The 14,856-nt window shown below is 75.2% G+C and carries 11 protein-coding genes; 6 read left to right on the top strand and 5 right to left on the bottom strand.

Features of this window, described 5'->3' with window-relative positions:
• Positions 1-22 precede the first annotated feature (22 nt).
• Entirely contained in the window at positions 23-979 is a 957-nt protein-coding gene (locus ACZ4SV_RS09010) for a pectate lyase family protein (protein ID WP_365882328.1), read from the bottom strand.
• A 295-nt stretch (positions 980-1,274) separates the two neighbouring features.
• On the opposite strand from ACZ4SV_RS09010, the gene ACZ4SV_RS09015 reads away from it, so the two are divergent.
• From ACZ4SV_RS09015 to ACZ4SV_RS09030, 4 genes are all read left to right on the top strand, one after another.
• Positions 1,275-2,588: an extracellular catalytic domain type 1 short-chain-length polyhydroxyalkanoate depolymerase gene (locus tag ACZ4SV_RS09015; RefSeq protein ID WP_468002717.1), complete on the top strand. Its 1,314-nt coding sequence runs from the start codon at positions 1,275-1,277 to the stop codon at positions 2,586-2,588.
• A 327-nt stretch (positions 2,589-2,915) separates the two neighbouring features.
• Positions 2,916-4,250 carry an SGNH/GDSL hydrolase family protein gene (locus ACZ4SV_RS09020; RefSeq protein ID WP_468002719.1) on the top strand — a complete coding sequence of 445 codons (1,335 nt, stop codon included), beginning with the start codon at positions 2,916-2,918 and terminating at the stop codon, positions 4,248-4,250.
• Between the two features lie 148 nt (positions 4,251-4,398).
• Positions 4,399-5,049 (top strand): hypothetical protein, encoded by a 651-nt coding sequence (locus tag ACZ4SV_RS09025; RefSeq protein WP_365882323.1) that lies wholly within the window; start codon positions 4,399-4,401, stop codon positions 5,047-5,049.
• Between the two features lie 10 nt (positions 5,050-5,059).
• Positions 5,060-9,358 (top strand): HAD-IC family P-type ATPase, encoded by a 4,299-nt coding sequence (locus tag ACZ4SV_RS09030; protein ID WP_468002720.1) that lies wholly within the window; start codon positions 5,060-5,062, stop codon positions 9,356-9,358.
• Positions 9,359-9,433: 75 nt separating this feature from the next.
• Here ACZ4SV_RS09030 and ACZ4SV_RS09035 read toward each other — a convergent pair whose 3' ends face one another.
• Positions 9,434-10,513, bottom strand: coding sequence for an NADH:flavin oxidoreductase/NADH oxidase (locus ACZ4SV_RS09035; protein ID WP_468002722.1), 1,080 nt, complete (start codon positions 10,511-10,513; stop codon positions 9,434-9,436).
• An 89-nt stretch (positions 10,514-10,602) separates the two neighbouring features.
• On the opposite strand from ACZ4SV_RS09035, the gene ACZ4SV_RS09040 reads away from it, so the two are divergent.
• Entirely contained in the window at positions 10,603-11,019 is a 417-nt protein-coding gene (locus ACZ4SV_RS09040) for an ArsR/SmtB family transcription factor (RefSeq protein WP_468002724.1), read from the top strand.
• Here ACZ4SV_RS09040 and ACZ4SV_RS09045 read toward each other — a convergent pair.
• Both ACZ4SV_RS09045 and ACZ4SV_RS09050 read right to left on the bottom strand, forming a co-directional pair.
• Positions 10,918-12,327 (bottom strand): nucleobase:cation symporter-2 family protein, encoded by a 1,410-nt coding sequence (locus ACZ4SV_RS09045; RefSeq protein WP_468002726.1) that lies wholly within the window; start codon positions 12,325-12,327, stop codon positions 10,918-10,920. The two genes, ACZ4SV_RS09040 and ACZ4SV_RS09045, sit on opposite strands and share 102 nt — an antisense overlap.
• 211 nt (positions 12,328-12,538) lie before the next feature.
• Positions 12,539-13,873 carry an FAD-dependent oxidoreductase gene (locus ACZ4SV_RS09050; RefSeq protein WP_468002728.1) on the bottom strand — a complete coding sequence of 445 codons (1,335 nt, stop codon included), beginning with the start codon at positions 13,871-13,873 and terminating at the stop codon, positions 12,539-12,541.
• 28 nt (positions 13,874-13,901) lie between these two features.
• Between ACZ4SV_RS09050 and ACZ4SV_RS09055 the strand changes: the two genes are divergently transcribed.
• Positions 13,902-14,066, top strand: coding sequence for a hypothetical protein (locus ACZ4SV_RS09055; protein ID WP_468002730.1), 165 nt, complete (start codon positions 13,902-13,904; stop codon positions 14,064-14,066).
• Between the two features lie 86 nt (positions 14,067-14,152).
• Here the strand turns inward: ACZ4SV_RS09055 and ACZ4SV_RS09060 are convergent, their stop codons facing one another.
• Positions 14,153-14,833, bottom strand: coding sequence for a TetR/AcrR family transcriptional regulator (locus tag ACZ4SV_RS09060; RefSeq protein WP_468002732.1), 681 nt, complete (start codon positions 14,831-14,833; stop codon positions 14,153-14,155).
• Positions 14,834-14,856 lie beyond the last annotated feature (23 nt).

Raw genomic sequence — 14,856 nt, forward strand, 5'->3', positions numbered from 1 at the left:
GAATGCCTTCTTCCGAGTGGGGTCAGATCTTCCCGGCGCCCGCGCCGGACGTCACCGAGGCGACGACACCGGAGGCGGGCTCGGCCGTGTAGCCGTACGGCGGTGTGGTGAAGGTGCCGGTCTGCGAGATCTCGGTGGCGGCTCCGCCGAGGTCGTTGCCCCGCAGTACGGCGTATCCGTCGACGTCGCTGTCCCGGCTGGTGGTGACGGCGACCTGCGTGTCGCGGAAGACGTTGTTCTCGACGAGCATCTGCGCGCCCATGCGGGAGTGCACGCCGGTCTCCGCGCCGACCACGTAGTTGTCGTAGAAGTGCCCGGTGCCGAACCGCAGGCTCGGGGTGCGGGAGTTGACGTGGTCGAACCAGTTGTGGTGGTACGTCACGTGCAGGTGCCCGGTGTCCTCGGCCGCGTTGTTGTCGCTGTGGCCGACCAGCGAGCCCTTGTAGTGGTCCTTGAACACGTTCCAGGAGACGGTGACCTGGTCGGAGCCGTGGGTGACGTCCACCAGGCCGTCGTAGTAGTCCTTGCCGTGATCGCGGTCGGAGGACAGGGAGTTGTGGTCGATCCACACCTTGGTGGACGCCTGCACGGTGATGGCGTCGGTCTTGACGGCCTTGGTGATGACCAGGTTGCGCAGGACGACGTTGCCGACCTGCTTCAGGCGCAGTCCGCCGCCGGTGAAGCCGGACGACGAACCGACGCCCAGGACCGTGGTGTTGGAGCCGATGTCGACCTGCCCGCTCAGCGGGATCAGGCCGCTCACCTTCACCACTTTCGCCGTGCCGCCGGTCACGGCGGCCTTGAAGGCGGCCGGCGTGGAGACGGTCACCGCCGGGGCGCTGCCGCCGCCGGTGGTCCCGGCGCCGAAGCCGACCGGCGAGGAGTCGGCGGCACCGGCCGGGTGGGGCAGCGCGAGGACGGCCGCGGCCGCCAGCGCGACGGCCGTGGCCGCCGCGCTCGAAGCTGTTCTGATGTGCATGGGGGTGCGTCCCTTCTCTGTGGGGAGGGGTTGTGTACGTGAATGACGTACAACATCTGGAACGCAATCGTGCGATGTGGTGGCCGACCTCGCCCTGTTGTGCGCCGGTCGGTCACGTTGATGAACGGACCGTAGAGTGCAAGCGCTTTCTAGTCAACCTGTCGCGCAGTCTCGCCCGGTTCCCGGGAAGTCTGGTGGGAGCGCTTCCATGGCTTGCGTGTCCATGCCACGATGCCGGTGTTCCGTCCGCAACCACGCCCCCCGCACGAGCCGTGACCAGAAGGGACCAGGTGACGTGCCCCCCACCTCGCACCGCTCACGAACCCGTCTCCGCACCGCACTCGCCGGACTGCTGGGCGCCCTGCTGCCGCTCCTCGCGGCCCTGGCCCTCGCCGCGCCCCCGGCCGAGGCCGGCACCCGCGCCGTGCCCACGGCCACCCTGACGGAGGTCACCGGCTTCGGCGCCAACCCGAGCAACCTCCAGATGTACGTCTACGTCCCCGAGCACCTCGCCCCGCACCCGGCGGTCGTCGTGGCCGTGCACTGGTGCGGCGGCTCCGCCTCCGCCATGTACTCCGGCACCGAATGGCCCGCACTGGCCGACCAGCACGGCTTCGTCGTCGTGTACCCGTCCGTGACCCGGGCCAGCAAGTGCTTCGACGTCTCCTCGCCGCAGGCACTGCGCCACGACGGCGGCAGCGACCCGGCCGGCATCCGCTCCATGGTCGACTGGACCGTCCGCACCTACGCGGCCGACACCGGCCGCGTCTTCGTCACCGGCATCTCGTCCGGCGCGATGATGACCAACGTCCTGCTCGGCGACTACCCCGACGTGTTCGCGGCCGGCGCCGCCTTCTCCGGTGTGCCCTTCGGCTGCTTCGCCACCACCGACGGCTCCGAGTGGAACAGCACCTGCTCGGGCGGCACCCTCACCCACACCCCGCAGCAGTGGGGCGACTTGGTGCGCGGCGCCTATCCGGGCTACGCCGGGCCGCGCCCGCGCGTGCAACTGTGGCACGGCACCGAGGACGACACCCTGCGCTACCCCAACTTCGGTGAGGAGATCAAGCAGTGGACGAACGTGCTCGGCGTGAGCCCGACCCCCGCCGCCACCGACACCCCCGCCGCCGGCTGGACCCGCACCCGCTACGGCGCCACCGGTGACCAGGCCCCCGTCGAGGCGATCAGCCTCCAGGGCGTCGGTCACAACCTCTACAGCTGGGGCATGGCCTCCCGCGCGCTCGCCTTCTTCGGGCTCGACGGCGGTACCACCACCCCCCAGCCCCCCGCCGCCGGCTGCGCGGTGACCGCCTCCGTCAGCGCCTGGAGCACCGGGCTGACCGCGTCCGTCACCGTCACCAACACCGGCACCACCCCGGTGAACGGCTGGCAGCTCGCCTTCTCCCTGCCCGCCGGCCAGACCCTCACCAACGGCTGGAACGCCGTCTACAGCGGCCGCACCGGCGCCGTGACGGCGGCCGACGCCGCGTACAACGCCACCCTCGCACCCGGCGCCAGCGTGACCATCGGCTACCAGGCCACGCACACCGGGAACAGCGCGGCACCGGCCGCGTACAGCCTCAACGGCGTTGCCTGCACGACCGGCTGACCCACCGGGGTGCGTGCCGCGCGGCCGTGGGACGGGGCGCGCACCCCCGCCGCTCCGGGGCGCTCCCGCACTCTGCCGCTCTGGGGCGCTCCCGCACCCCGCGGCTCCGGGCACGGGGCGCTCCCGCGCCGCGCCGCTCCGGGGTGCGGCACGCTCCCGGACCGCGCCCGCGGTCGTCACCGTGCCGGCGTGTGCCCAGGCCCGCGGTCACCACCGTGCCGCCTGTGCCCGCCGTCTCGGTGCATGTCACTGCCCCGGCGGCTCGTCCTCCCACGCCTCCGTCAGCCCTTCTCTCCCGCCAGTTCACCGCATCCCGGAAAGGCCCCCGTGAAACCGCGCAGCAGAACGTCGTTCGCCACCGTGCTCAGCACCTGTGTGCTCGTCCTCGCCCTCGTCGTCACGGCCTCCGCGCTCACCGCGCTGGCCGGCACACCGGGCCCGGCCGGCGCCGCCACCGCCACCGCCGGGTCCGGCCGGCACTGGGTGACCACCTGGACCGCCGCGCCGCAGCAGGCCGAGCCGGCCAACCTGCCGCCCGCGCCGTACACCGGGGCCAAGTCGGTGCTCGTCGACACCACCCTGCGGCAGACCGTCCGGGTCACCACCGGCGGCTCCCGCATCCGGCTGCGCTTCTCCAACGCCTACGGCGACACCCCGCTGCCGCTCACCGCCGTCACCGTCGCCCTGCCCCAGGGCGGCAGGGCCGGGGCGGGCGCGGTCGAGCCGGGCAGCCTGCGCCGGGTCGCCTTCGCGGGCCGGGACTCCGCGACCGTCCCGGTCGGCGCCCAACTGGTCTCCGACCCGCTGGACTTCACGCTGCGCGCCGGTTCCGAGCTGACCGTGACGGCGTACACCGCGCGCGGTCAGGAGTCGCTCGCGCTCACCTCCCACCCCGGCTCGCGCACCACGTCGTACCTCACGCACGGCGACCACACCCGCGACCAGGACCTCCCGGGCGCGACCGCCGTCGACCACTGGTACCTGCTCAGCGACGTCGAGGTGCGGGCCGCCGCCCGCAGCCGGGCGGTGGCCGTCGTCGGCGACTCCCTCACCGACGGGCGCGGCTCCACCACCAACGGCAACGACCGCTGGCCCGACCAGTTCTACGACCGCCTCCGCAGCCACCCGGCCACCTCGGACACCGCCGTCCTCAACCAGGCGCTCGGCGGCAACCGCGTCCTCGCCGACGGGCTCGGCCCCAGCGTGCTCGCCCGCCTCGACCGCGACGTGCTCGCCCACGGCGCGGTGGACTGGCTGATCCTCTTCGAGGGCGTCAACGACATCGGCACCGCCGACGCCGGACCCGGGGCGCAGCGCGCGGTCGCCGACGACCTGATCGCCGGCTACCAGCAGGTCGTCGCCCGCGCCCACGCCCGGGGCATCCGGGTCTACGGTGCCACGATCACGCCGTTCGGCGGCAACGCGCAGTACGACGACCCGGCCGGGGAACGGGAGGCCACCCGGCAGCGCGTCAACGCCTGGATCCGCACGCCGGGCCACTTCGACGCGGTGATCGACTTCGACCGGGCCGTCCGCGACCCCGCGGCTCCCGGCCGGCTCCGCGCCGACCTGCACACCGGGGACTGGCTGCACCTCACCCCGGAGGGCTACCGCGTCCTCGCCGCCGCCGTGCCCGAAGGACTGTTCCGGCCCGGGCGGTGAGGCGGCCCCGGCGGCGCGGGGACGGGTGGCGCCGACGGGATCAGGAACGTATCCGGACATAGCGGGGCTTTTATGGAGGAAAACGGGGATGGCCTGCGCCGTCACGGGCACTCGGGGAGCAGGTACGGGGATCTACCCGAGGAGAGTCATGGCTGAGCAGAAGTCGTCGTCGGCCCTCACGGCGCCCCTGCGCGGCGCCGCCTCGGTACTGCGCAGGGTGCCCGGCGCCGGAACGGTGGGCAGGGCCGCCGAGGAGACACTCGACAAGATCGGCGCCGTGTCGCCGCGCGGCCGACGCATCGCGGTGTACGCGGGGGCCGGAGTCCTCGGCGCGGCGGGCGTGGTGGAGTGGCCCGTGGCGGTCACGGGCGCGGCGGTGGCCTGGCTCACCCAGCCGAGGCCGGCCCGGCCGGCGCCGGCCGGCCCCACGGCCGGACAGGGACCCGGACTCGTGTCCGTGCCCGAGTCCGGGCCCGAACGCGCGCACGACCTCGGCACCGCGGCCCTCAGGTCCGGCGCCGACAGCGGGCACGGCGGGGATGCGGCCGAGGACACGTCCGCCGGGACCGGGGTGCCCGCGGGTGCCGATGAGGCTCCGGGGCCGGTCCGGGCCATCGATCCGGGCCGCTCCGCCAAGCGGTCCAAAGGCTCCGGCCACCACAAGAAGGGCTCCGGTCACCGCGCCGAGGGCTCCGTCCAGCCCGGCGAGGCGTCCGGTCCGGCCGAGTCCGCCCCCGGGGTGAGGACGTCCTCCAGTCCTCTCGGCCCGACCGCGCGGCCCGACCGCACCACCCTCTGAGGAGGCCACGGTGCTCGGTCTGACGGCGCCGCCGGCCGCCCGCCTGCTGCCCGCCGCGCCCCGCCTGCTCGCCCGGGCGGCGGCACCCGCGGCCGGGCTGGCCGCCGGTGCCGCCGCCGGAACGGCGCGCGCCGGCGTGCGCGGCGCGGACACCGCGGTCCGGGTCGCCCGGGTGGCCCGGCACGCGCTGCCCGGCGCCGGTGTCCACTGGCGTTCGGGCGCCCGCGCCCACCTCGCCCTGCGCCCCGCGGAACCGGACGGGACGCGGCACGCGGACGGCATCGCGCACCTCGCGCGCCGGGTGGCCGAAGCGCTCCAGGAACACCCCGACGTACTCGTCGCCTACTGGGACCAGGGACTGGCCCGTCTGGTGGTGACCGCCACCGGGCAGGAGGCCGCCGACCGGGTCCTGGACCACGCGGCCGGCCTCGCCGAACGGCACGGCCTGGTCCTGGCCGGACCCGCCGTGGAGGAGACCACGCACCCGGCGGACCCGGCCGGGGTGCGCGCCGCCGCGGCCACGCTCGCCGCCGACGCCGTCGGGACCGCCCTGGCCCTGACCGCGTACGCGCTGCGGCTGCCGCCCTCGCCCCGGATGGTGACCGCGGCCGTCACCCTGCTGCGCGAGAACCCCCGCTTCCGCGCCCTGCTGAGCGCGAGGATCGGCGACTCCCGCACCGACCTCGTGCTGGCCTGCGCGAACGCGGCCGTGCACGGCGCCGGGCAGACCCCCGCCTCACTCGTGCTCGACGGCGCCCTGCGCGCCTGCCAGATGGCCGAGACGGTGGCCCGCTCGGCCGCCTTCGACGCGCTGCACGACAAGCTGTGTGGCCCGGACCGGGTCAGCCTCGCCGCGGCCGGATCATCGCGGCCACCGCTGCGGGTCTCCCCGGCGCAGGAGTACGCGGCCCACGCCTCCACGGGCAGCGTGCTGGGCGCGGCGGCCACGCTGCTGGTGAAGCACAACGCCGCCGAGGCGGCGGAGGCCGTGCTCTCCGGCTCCCCGAAGGCCGCCCGCTATGGCCCGGCCGCCTTCCACGCCCTGCTCGGCACCGCGCTGGCCCGCGCCGGCGTCCTGGTCCGCGCCCCGGAGCGGCTGCGCCAGCTGGAGATGACCGGCACCGTCGTCCTGCACCCGAGCGCCCTGCGCGCCGGCGACGGCGAGCCCGACCCGTGGGCCGAGCCGGTGCTCGACGCCGCCCGCCGGGCCGGGCTGCGCGTCGTCCTGGTGGACGACCCGGCGCTGGAGGACTTCACCGGCCTCGCCGACCAGGTCGTCGACGCCCGCCGGCCGCTGGACGACGTCGTGTACGAGGCACGCGGCCAGGAGGGCGCCGTGCTGGTGGCCGCGCGGGTGTGCTCGGCCGGCGAGCACGACGTCCTGGCCGCCCTGCGCGCCGCCGATGTCGCGGTCGCGCTGACCGACCGGGACGGCGCGGTCGTCTGGGGCGCGGACCTCCTCGCGCCGCACGGCCTGCCCGACGTGTGGCGGGTGCTGACCGCGATCCCGGCCGCCCGCACGGTCGGCCACCGGGCCCAGACGCTGGCCCGCTCCGGGGCCGCGCTGTCCGGGCTGCTCGTCGCCGTCGGCGAGTCCGGCGGCGGGCGCGGCCGCCGGTCGCTGCTGCCCGGGCTCCGGCACGCACCCGTCGACGCCGGTGCCGCGGCGGCGCTGCTGTCCGGCGGGCGTGCCGCGCTCGGCGTGGCGGCGGCCCGCGCCCCGCACCCGCGCCCCCGGGTGCACTGGCACGAGCTGGGCCCGGAGGAGACCCGGGACCGGCTGGCCCACGAACCGGCCGCCGAGCCCGGCCCGTTCGACACGGTGACCGCCCCGCTGCGCAAGGCGGCCGAAGGCGTCACCCGGCACCCGGCCGCCGCGCCCGCCCGCTGGTCCTACCGGCTCGGCCGGGCCGTACGCGGTGAACTCCAGGACCCGCTCACCCCGGTGCTGGCCGTCGGTTCGGCGGCCTCGGCGATCCTCGGCTCCGTCGTGGACGCGCTGCTCGTCGTCGGCGCCCTGGACCTGAACGCCCTGGTCGGCGGCTTCCAGCGGCTGCGGGCCGAGCGGGCGCTGTCCGGGCTGGTCGCGGAGCAGAAGCAGAAGGCGCGGCTGGTGCCGGCCGGGGCCGAGGCCCCGGCCGGCGACGCCCGCACGGTCGAGGCGGGCCGGCTCCGCCCCGGCCATGTCATCCAGCTCAAGGCGGACGACGTGGTGCCCGCCGACGCCCGGCTGCTGTGGCAGCAGGGCCTGGAAGTGGACGAGTCGGCGCTCACCGGCGAGTCGCTGCCGGTGGAGAAGCAGACCGCCCCCACCCCGCACGCCGTCGTGGCCGACCGGCGCTGCATGGTCTTCGAGGGGACGACCGTGGTCGCGGGGGAGGCCCGGGCCGTCGTGGTCGACACCGGCGACCGCACGGAGGCCGCCCGCGCCGTGCACCTCGCCGCGCGCACACCGCCGGCCGGCGGCGTGCAGGCCAGGCTCCAGGAACTCACCCGCAAGGCCCTGCCGCTGACCCTGGCGGGCGGCGCCGCGGTGACCGGCCTGGCCCTGCTGCGCGGCACCCCGATCCGCGACGCGGTCAGCGGCGGCGTGGCGGTGGCCGTCGCGGCCGTACCCGAAGGGCTGCCGCTGGTGGCGACGGTGGCCCAGCTCGCCGCCGCCCGGCGGCTGAGCCGGGGCGGCGTGCTGGTGCGCACCCCGCGCACGCTGGAGGCGCTGGGCCGCATGGACACCGTCTGCTTCGACAAGACCGGCACCCTCACCGAGAACCGGCTGCGCCTGGTGCGCACCACCGACGCCGAGGGCGCGGTGCACGCGGTGGACGAGCCCGGCTCGGCGCGGACGGTCCGGGCCGCCGCCCGGGCCTGCCCCCGGCTGGGCGGCGGCTCCGGGCAGCCGGTGCACGCCACCGACGAAGCGGTGCTGGACGCCGCGGCACCCGATCCGGACTGGACGCAGCTGGCCGGGCTGCCGTTCGAGGCCGCGCGCGGCTACGCCGCCGCCGTCGGCCGCGGCGGGGACGGCCCGCCCGTCCTGGTGGTCAAAGGCGCCCCGGAGACCGTGCTGCCCGCCTGCACCGGGCTGTCCGGGGACGCCTCCGACGCCGCGCACGCGCTGGCCGGCGGCGGCCTGCGGGTGCTGGCGGTGGCCGAACGGCGGCTCGGCGCGGACGAGCAGGCGTCCCAGGCCCTGGAACATGCCCTGCAGGAACTGGAGTTCACGGGTCTGCTGGCGCTGTCCGACGTCCCGCGCGAGACCTCCACGGCGCTGGTCGCCGGGCTGTACAAGGCAGGCGTACGACCCGTGATGCTCACCGGCGACCATCCGCAGACCGCGCGGTCCATCGCCGCCGACCTGGGCTGGCCCGGGGACACCGTGGTGGTCACCGGCGACGAACTGGCCGCGGCCGACCGCGCGACCCGGGCCGGGATGCTGCGCGACGCCGGCGTGGTCGCCCGGGTGGCACCCGAGCAGAAACTCCAGGTCGTGGAGGCGCTCAGGGACGCGGGCCGGGTGGTCGGCATGGTCGGCGACGGCGCCAACGACGCCGCCGCGATCCGCGCCGCCGACATCGGTGTGGGCATCAGCGCGCGGGGCTCGGCCGCCGCGCGCAACGCCGCGGACATCGTGCTGACCGACGACGACCTGACGGTGCTGATCGACGCGGTCGGCGAGGGCCGCGCGCTGTGGCACAGCGTGGCCGACGCGATCGCCATCCTGATCGGCGGCAACGCGGGCGAGGTCGGGTTCGGCATCCTCGGGACGCTGCTGTCCGGGCGGGCGCCGCTGTCCACCCGGCAGATGCTCATGGTGAACCTGTTCACCGACCTGTTCCCGTCGATGGCGGTGGCCGTGACGGAGAAGGAGGACGGGCAGGAGACGGTACGGGCCCGGGGCGGGTCGCCGGAGGACGCCTCCGCGGTCCTGGGCGCCCCGCTGCTGCGGCAGATCCGGCACCGGGCCCTGACCACCTGCCTGGGCGCGGTCACGGCCTGGCTGATCGGCCGCTTCACCCCGGGCACCGCCCGCCGCTCCAGCACCATGGCGCTGTGCGGGCTGGTCGGCACCCAGCTCGTGCAGACCCTGCTCGACCGGCGGGACAGCCGACTGGTGCAGGTCACCTCGCTGGGCTCCGCACTGGCCCTCGTCGCCGTGGTCCAGACGCCGGTGCTCAGCCACGCGTTCGGCTGCACCCCGCTGGGCCCGTTCGCCTGGGCGGGCGTCGTGGCCGCGATCACCCTGGCCCTGGCGGGCCAGCGCACGCTGCCCCGCCTGGAACAGACCGTCGGCCGCCTGCTGCCTGTGTGAGGAGGCGGCCCCGGCCACCGGCCGGCCCGGTTCGGCCCGGTCCGCCCTTTCCGGTCCGCCCCCTCCCGTCCCGGATCAGACCGACCGGTGGTACTGGTCCGGCACCCGGATCTCCGCGCCCAGTTCGCGGGCGGCCTGCCGGGCCCAGGACGGATTGCGCAGCAGCTCCCGGCCGAGCAGCACCACGTCCGCCTCGCCGTTCTCCAGCACCTTCCCGGCCTGCCCGGCCTCGGTGATCAGACCGACGGCACCGACCGGCAGCGGCGTCTCGGCCTTGACCCGGGCGGCGAACGGCACCTGGTAGCCCGGCCCGGTCGGGATGCTGACGCCGGCGGCGTTCCCGCCGGTGGAGACGTCGAGCAGGTCGACACCGTGGGCGTGCAGGTCACGGGCGAGCCGGACCGTGTCGTCCGGCGTCCAGCCGCCCTCCGGCAGCCAGTCGGTGGCGGAGACGCGGAAGAACACCGGCTTGTCCGCGGGCCACACCTCGCGTACGGCGTCCACGACCTCCAGGGGGAACCGCACCCGGTTCTCGTAGGAGCCGCCGTAGGCGTCCGTGCGGTGGTTGGAGTGCGGGGAGAGGAACTCGTTGATCAGGTAGCCGTGGGCGCCGTGGATCTCGACGGCCTCGAAGCCCGCGGCGAGCGCCCGGCGCGCGGAGGCGGCGAACTGGCCGACGATCTCCTTTATCTGATCGATCGTCAACTCGGTCGGGACGGGATGCCGTTCGTCGAACGCGAGCGCGCTCGGGGCGAGCGGCTGCCAGCCGTGCGCCTCCGGTCCGACCGGGGCGCCGCCCTTCCACGGCTGGTCGGTGGAGGCCTTGCGGCCGCCGTGGGCGAGCTGGATCGCCGGCACGGTGCCCTGCGCGGCGAGGAAGCGGGTGATCCGGCGGAACGCCTCGACCTGGGTGTCGTTCCACAGCCCGAGGTCGTACGGGGAGATCCGGCCCTCGGGTGCGACGGCGGTGGCCTCCACCACGATCAGGCCGGTGCCGCCGGTGGCCCGCGCCGCGTAGTGCGCGAAGTGCCAGTCGTGCGGGGCGCCGGTGAGCGGACCCTCCGGTTCGGCCGAGTACTGGCACATCGGCGCCATCCACACCCGGTTCGGGATCGTCACTTCGCGCAGGGTGAGAGGCTCGAAGAGGGCGCTCACGACGGACTCCATTCGTCAGGGACCACGGTTGCTCTCGTACGGTACCTCTCGTACTACGATAGATGTCAAACTACGAAACTACTCGTACGATGCGGGTAGTGCAGGATTCCCACGACGAAGGAGCGGTCGCCGTGACCGACACAGCCACCACCGGCCGCTCGCTGCCGCACCCGGAGCGGGAGGAGATCCGCCTGGAGTCGGTGCTGCACGCCCTCTCCGATCCGATGCGGATGCGGATCGTGCGCGAACTCGCCGCCCGGGACGTGGAGTTGTCCTGTTCGTACTTCGACCTGCCGGTGACCAAGTCCACCACCACGCACCACTTCCGGGTGCTGCGGGAGAGCGGGGTCATCCGGCAGGTCTACCGGGGCACGGCCAAGATGAACGGCCTGCGCCGGGACGATCTAGACAGTCTCTTCCCGGGGCTGTTCGACAGTCTCCTCGCTGCGGCCGACCGGCAGGCCGGCCGGCTCGGCGACGCCGCCCGGGTGCCCGCCGCCGGCTGAACCGCCCTTGCGCAGAAGGTGGTGGAAGAGCAGGTTCAGGACGATCGCGGACAGACAGCCCGCGCTGATCCCGCTGTTCATCACCGTCTGGAACCAGTCCGGGAACCGCGCGTACACCCCGGGCACCCCGACCGGCAGCAGTCCGACCGCCACCGAGACGGCCACCACGGTCAGACCGCCGTCACCGCGGAGGTCGGCCCGGGCCAGCGTCCGCAGCCCGCTCGCCGCGACCGTCCCGAACATCACCAGACCGGCACCGCCGAGCACCGGCGCCGGGATCGCCGCGACCACCGCGCCCAGCTTGGGCAGCAGCCCGAGCAGCACCAGGATGCCGCCGGCCGCCGCGACCACCCAGCGGCTGCGCACCCGGGTCATGCCGACCAGGCCCACGTTCTGCGCGTACGCCGTGTACGGGAAGGTGTTGAACACGCCGCCCAGCACGGTCGACAGACCGTCCGCGCGCAGCCCGTCCGCCAGCGGCCCGGCCGCGGCCCTCCGCCCGGTCAGCTCGCCCACGGCGATCAGGTCACCGACCGTCTCGGTCATCGTCACCAGGGCCACGACCAGCATGGACACGATCGCGGACGTCCGGAACTCGGGCGCCCCGAAGTGGAACGGCGTGCTGACGCCCACCCAGTCGGCGGCGCCGACCCCGCCGAAGTCGGTGAACCCGAACGGCACGGCGACCGCCAGGCCGGCCGCGATGCCGAGGAGCACGGCGATCCGGGAGAGGAAGGCGGGCGCGAACCGCTGCACCCCCAGCACCACCGCCAGCACGAAGCCCGCCAGCGCCAGGTTGCGCGGCTCCCCGAAGTCCTTCGCTCCGGCGCCGCCCGCCGCCCAGTTGCCCGCGACCGGCAGCAGGGAGACTCCGATGATCAGGATCACCGTGCCGGTCACCAGCGGCGGGAAGAAGCGGAGCAGACGGCCGAAGACCGGCGCGAGCAGCATGATCGCCAGCCCGGCGACGATCACCGAGCCGTAGATCGCGGGCAGCCCGCCCTGCGTCGTCCCGATGAGCACCATCGGTGACACGGCGGCGAACGTGCACCCCTGCATGACCGGCAGCCGCACCCCGAAGTGCCGGAACCCGACGCACTGGATCAGCGTGGCGATCCCGCACACCAGCAGATCGGCGGTGATCAGATAGGCCAGGTCGGCGGGCGACAGCTTCATCGCGCCGCCCACGATCAGCGGCACCGCGACGGCGCCCGCGTACATCGCGAGGACGTGCTGGAGCCCGAAGGCGGCGAGTTGCCGTACCGGGGGTATCTCGTCGACGGGGTGCACGTCTGCGGTGGTGGCCATGGGGACTCCGGCGGAGGCGGGTGGAGACGGACATGCGGACAGGACGAGACCGTAAGGGCCTTGAACAGTTTGTTGATTTCCGCCCTGTTGCCGGTGTGTGTCCTGCCCGGCGCGGCACCCGGCCGTCGTCGCGCGGGCGGCGGGCGGGCGCATCGGGGACTGCCCGCCGCACCCCGGCCGCCGGTCCCTCCGCACAGCCGCTACGGCCCGGCTACGGCACCCGCGCCGCCGTGAGCAGCGTGTCCCAGTCGGCCAGCTTGACCACGCTCCGGCCCAGCCGCGCCCCCAGTTCGGCCTCGGCCCGCTCGATGGCCAGCCAGCCGTCCCAGGGCACGGGTTCGATGCCCGCCGCCCGCAGCGCCGCCACCGGATCCGCCCGTCCGGCGGCGCGACCGAGCGCCGGGGCGTCCGCGAGCAGGGAGGTCACCGTCTCCTTGGCGCAGGGCCGGTTGGTGCCGATGACCCCGGTCGGGCCGCGCTTGATCCACCCGGCGACGTACTCGCCGGGCGAGGGCACGCCGTCCCGCAGGACACGGCCCTCCCGGTGCGGGACCGTGCCGCTCGCGGCGTCGAACGGCAGCCCGTCCAGCGGCACTCCGCGATAGCCCACCGAGCGCAGCACCAACTGCGCGGGCACGTCCTCGTACCGGCCGGTGCCGGTCACACCGCCCCGGCCGTCCGGCGCGGTCCGCTCGAAACGGACGGCGCACACCCGGCCGTCCGCGCCGAGCAGTTCCACCGGGCGCAGGAAGAACCGCAGACGGATCCGCCGGGCGGCCGCCGGGGCGGGCCGCGCCGCCCAGTCCCGCAGCACCTCCGCGTTGCGGCGCGGGCCGGCCGGCAGCGCGCCGGTGTCCACCGGGTCGAGCGCCACCTCGGCCTGGTCCACGGTGACCTCGGTGCCGGGCAGGCTGCCCAGCTCGCGCAGTTCCTTGGTGGTGAAACGGGCCTGTGCGGGCCCGCGCCGGCCCGCCATGTGCACCTCGGTGAGCCCGCTCGCCGCCAGCGTGTCCAGCGCGGCCTGCGGGATGTCCGTCGGACGCAGTTCCGCCGCGCCGCGGAGCAGCATCCGGGCGACGTCCACCGCGACGTTGCCCATGCCGATCACCACGGCCGACCGCACCCCGCGCAGGAAGCCCGCGTCGGCCGCGTCCGGGTGCGCGCTGTACCAGGAGACGAACTCGGTGGCCGACCAGCTTCCCGGCAGGTCCTCGCCGGGGATGCCGAGCCGCCGGTCGGTGGCGGCACCCACGCAGTACACCACCGCGTCGTACAGCTCCCGCAGCCGCTCCGCCGGCAGACCGCCGGGGCCGCCCACCCGGACACCGCCGAGGAACCGCACCCGCTCGTGCTCCAGCACCGTGCGGAGGCTGCCCTGCAAGGACTTGATCTTCTCGTGGTCGGGTGCGACGCCGTAGCGGACCAGCCCGTAGGGGCACGGCAGCCGGTCCAGGACGTCCACGAGGAGGCCCGGATCACGCTGGACCAGGCTCTGGGCGGTGTAGCACCCGCTCGGTCCGGAGCCTACGACGGCGACACGCAGCACAGCGGAACTCCTTGCCCGAAGGAGGGGCATGCGGACCCTTCCAGCATGGCACCGCGGCGCACCGGCGGGCAGGGCCGGAGGAGTGATCCGGCCGCGCGCCCGCTCACCGGGGCGGGTGATCGTACGGCTGGGGCTGGGGCTGGGGCTGGGGCTGGGGCTGGGGCTGGGGCTGGAGCCGCGCCCGCTCACCTGACAGCGGCGACCCGCCGCGCTCAGGGCCGGTCCGGCCGATGTCAGAGCCGGTCCGGCCGCCGTCCGTCGGGGGCCGGACCGCTGCCGTCAGGGACGTTCCGGCCGTTCCTCGGTGGCGAAGAAGCGGGACAGGTCGGACAGGTCCTCGCCCCCCGCCTCCGGGCCGGCGGCCCCGGCTCCCGGCGGCACGCCCATCTCCCAGTCCAGCCCGTACCGCTGGAACAGCTCCGCCCGCAGCGCCGGAACGGGCATCGGCACCCCCGGCACCAGCGCCGCGTACACCGCGCCCATCAGCAGGGCCCGCAGCACCGGATAGTCGGCCGAGACGTTCTGCGCGCCGTACCGGGCGACCGTGTCGCTGAGCAGCTCGGCGAGCCGGCGCTGCTCCGGGCACTGCACGAAGCCCTCGGCCTGGAGCAGGCCCGCCATGTGCTGCCGCATCAGCACGGGCCGGTCCCGGGCCAGGCCCAGGATCGCGTCGATGGCCCGGGCCAGCCGCTCCCGGCCGTCCTCCGTGTGCGGCTCCCGCTCCAGCGCCTCCTCCAGCGTGCGGTGCATCAGCCGGTGGACGGCGGACTGCACCAACTGGCGCTTGCCGGGGAAGTAGTACGACACCAGTCCGCGTGCCGAGCCGGCCCGGTCCGCGATGTCGCCCAGCGTCGTGGCCTCGAACCCGCGCTCGCCGACCAGTTCGACGGCGGCCTGCAACAGCCGTTCCCGGGAACGCCGCCGCAATTCTTCATTGACCGAGGCGCTGCGCGGGGACATCCTGTAACTCCTGCGTTGACTGG

This window comes from Streptomyces sp. NPDC027672 (assembly GCF_055566335.1).

What these genes read in the sequence shown, in the direction of transcription:
- ACZ4SV_RS09010 (WP_365882328.1), bottom strand. Translation starts at nt 979, where the DNA reads ATGCACATCAGAACAGCTTCGAGCGCGGCGGCCACGGCCGTCGCGCTG.
- ACZ4SV_RS09025 (WP_365882323.1), top strand. Translation starts at nt 4,399, where the DNA reads ATGGCTGAGCAGAAGTCGTCGTCGGCCCTCACGGCGCCCCTGCGCGGC.
- ACZ4SV_RS09040 (WP_468002724.1), top strand. Translation starts at nt 10,603, where the DNA reads ATGCGGGTAGTGCAGGATTCCCACGACGAAGGAGCGGTCGCCGTGACC.
- ACZ4SV_RS09045 (WP_468002726.1), bottom strand. Translation starts at nt 12,327, where the DNA reads ATGGCCACCACCGCAGACGTGCACCCCGTCGACGAGATACCCCCGGTA.
- ACZ4SV_RS09055 (WP_468002730.1), top strand. Translation starts at nt 13,902, where the DNA reads ATGCGGACCCTTCCAGCATGGCACCGCGGCGCACCGGCGGGCAGGGCC.
- ACZ4SV_RS09060 (WP_468002732.1), bottom strand. Translation starts at nt 14,833, where the DNA reads ATGTCCCCGCGCAGCGCCTCGGTCAATGAAGAATTGCGGCGGCGTTCC.